At 63.8% G+C, this 2,033-nt stretch carries 4 protein-coding genes; 1 reads left to right on the plus strand and 3 read right to left on the minus strand.

Annotated features, from left to right (window positions below):
• The 3 genes from GY725_00235 to GY725_00245 all read right to left on the minus strand — a co-directional run.
• The coding region (locus GY725_00235; GenBank protein MCP4002597.1) for a DUF4338 domain-containing protein at positions 1-558 on the minus strand (558 nt) is incomplete at its 3' end.
• A gap of 66 nt (positions 559-624) precedes the next feature.
• Complete coding sequence (gene tnpB, locus GY725_00240; protein ID MCP4002598.1) at positions 625-987, minus strand: IS66 family insertion sequence element accessory protein TnpB; 363 nt, start codon at positions 985-987, stop codon at positions 625-627.
• A gap of 6 nt (positions 988-993) precedes the next feature.
• A complete protein-coding gene (locus GY725_00245) occupies positions 994-1,383 on the minus strand; it encodes a hypothetical protein (GenBank protein MCP4002599.1) in 390 nt (129 codons plus the stop codon).
• An 83-nt stretch (positions 1,384-1,466) separates the two neighbouring features.
• Here GY725_00245 and GY725_00250 point away from each other — a divergent pair.
• The coding region (locus tag GY725_00250; GenBank protein MCP4002600.1) for a DUF4277 domain-containing protein at positions 1,467-2,033 on the plus strand (567 nt) is incomplete at its 3' end.

A 2,033-nucleotide genomic window follows, 5' to 3' on the forward strand; every position in this document is an offset into this window, starting at 1 on the left:
CAGGTGGCGGTGTTTGGTGCGGGCGTCACGTGACCAACCGATGAAGCGGTCGCGATGGTCCAGGTGGTAGGGAGCCGAGGACCACGCGAAACAGGCGATGGGACGATCCCCGGCGCTCACGAGCACCTTGAGGGATTCGCCGACGGGACGCGTGTACCCGAGATAGTGGTGCTCTTTCAGGAGCGCGTTGAACAACGGCTCTTGCGGTGTGCGCCGGACCGCACGCCACGTCAGCGGGCCGAGATCCGACAAGTGTCCGTTGATGGGCGTTCGATCGATCTCGACGCTCGCCGTGCGGCGATGGCGAATCGCGTTGTTCACCGGACGGCAGCGCACGGGCGGGAGTTCGATCAAGCCGGATCGATGCAGCTCGAGCATGAGGCTGCGACAAAGCATGTCGCGCAAGGCGCCGTTTTCCTGACGCCAGTTCCACGCCTCGCAGACGCGTGCGGAAAGCCGGCGCCGACTCTCGTCCTTGTGACGCGTGATCAGTTCGCGCAGGAAGGTGACGTCTTGCTCGGTGACGTCACGGCCGCGATAGCGAAGGACGGTGTTCATGGAGAACACCGTAGGATGAGTGGCTGTGGAACGCAAGCCCCAAGGCGTCTTTTCTCTCGATCCTTTTCAGGCGACCTCGTTCACCTTGCGCCAGACCGGAGCGGCACTCGTTGCCTCGAAGTCACCGGCGCGTAGAAGAACGTGGAGTTCGTGAGCTTCGAGCATGCGCGTGGCTTCGCCAGCGCTTCGTGGCCAGTGCCGAAAGCGACCTGTAGAGAGACGCTTCTGGCACAGCCAATACCCCTGGCCGTCGTAGACGATCAGCTTGATGGCCGTTGCGCGACGATTGCGGAACACGAACACCGCACCGCTCATCGGATCCTGCAAGAGCCGCGCCCGACACTCGCGGGCCAGGCCATCTATTCCCCTGCGGAAGTCTGCGGGTTCGACCGCCACGAAGATGCGCATCTGCGCCGTAAGCTGGATCATCCCCACTCACTCCGTAAGGCTGCGAGCTACCGCAGCGAGGGCGGTCGCGGTCAGGCCCTGCAACGTCAGCCGCACCGTTCGCCCGTGCTCGCCGTGGATCTCCAGAATGCACTCCGGCGTCGGCGCGAGAGGCGCGACCTCGACGAACTCCATCGGCCTGGAAGTCTCGTCTCGCGGGCTCGACGACGCCTTCATGCGCTCCTTCAGCGCGTAGAAGTCCAGTCGCAGATCTTGTGTCGCTCGGGTCACGCCGTATTGTCGTGCGACACGCACGGCTGCCGACCACAGATGGTCGGGGATTCTCGCTCCTCGCCTTCGCGTGCTCCGCCATTGCTCGAACTCGCGACGGGTTGCCGCCAGCTGGGCTGCATCCTGATCGCTGGTCTTGTTTGCCATGGAATTCTCTCCGGGGCCAGGGTTGTGCCCAGACCATAGCCCCTCGCATGCCGCGGCTCATGCACGCTTGCCGGAAGCTCACGTTGCGAGAAGCAATCGAGGCATACTTCCCGCGTGTCGACCCGCGGACGAAGGTTGATCCCGCTCAAGGCGTGGAGCTTCTCGTGAAGAACAGCCTACTCTCCCGGGAGCCGCTCTATGGGATCGGAGAATGGGCTACTCAGTACGATCCAGAGTGCCTGGGGCTGAGCGCATCTCAAGTAGGCGCCATCAATGACGATCGCGTTGGGCGCTGGCTGGACCGGCTCTTCGACGCGGACCAGGGATCGCTGGCATTGCATGTGGCCGCCCATGTGACGCGCGAATTCGACGTATCCCTCGAGGAGCTCCACAACGACTCCACGACGGTCACCTTCAGTGGCGAGCACGCGGACCATGGAGTGGGCCTGCTGATGCGCGGCAAGCGCGTCCCGGTCATCACGCACGGCCACAACAAGGACCACCGACCGGACCTCAAGCAGCTCCTCTTCGTGCTGACGACAAGCGCAGATGGGTCCGTGCCCGTGCACTTCAACGTACTCGACGGGAACACGACCGACGATCAAACGCACGTCACCACCTGGGATCTTCTGCGCGGCCTGCGTGGGGAC

It is taken from the genome of bacterium, from assembly GCA_024226335.1.
Taxonomy (GTDB): domain Bacteria; phylum Myxococcota_A; class UBA9160; order SZUA-336; family SZUA-336; genus JAAELY01.

Bases quoted from the DNA above. Each gene is read 5' to 3' on its own strand.
- tnpB (MCP4002598.1), bottom strand. From the start codon at position 987: ATGATCCAGCTTACGGCGCAGATGCGCATCTTCGTGGCGGTCGAACCC.
- GY725_00245 (MCP4002599.1), bottom strand. From the start codon at position 1,383: ATGGCAAACAAGACCAGCGATCAGGATGCAGCCCAGCTGGCGGCAACC.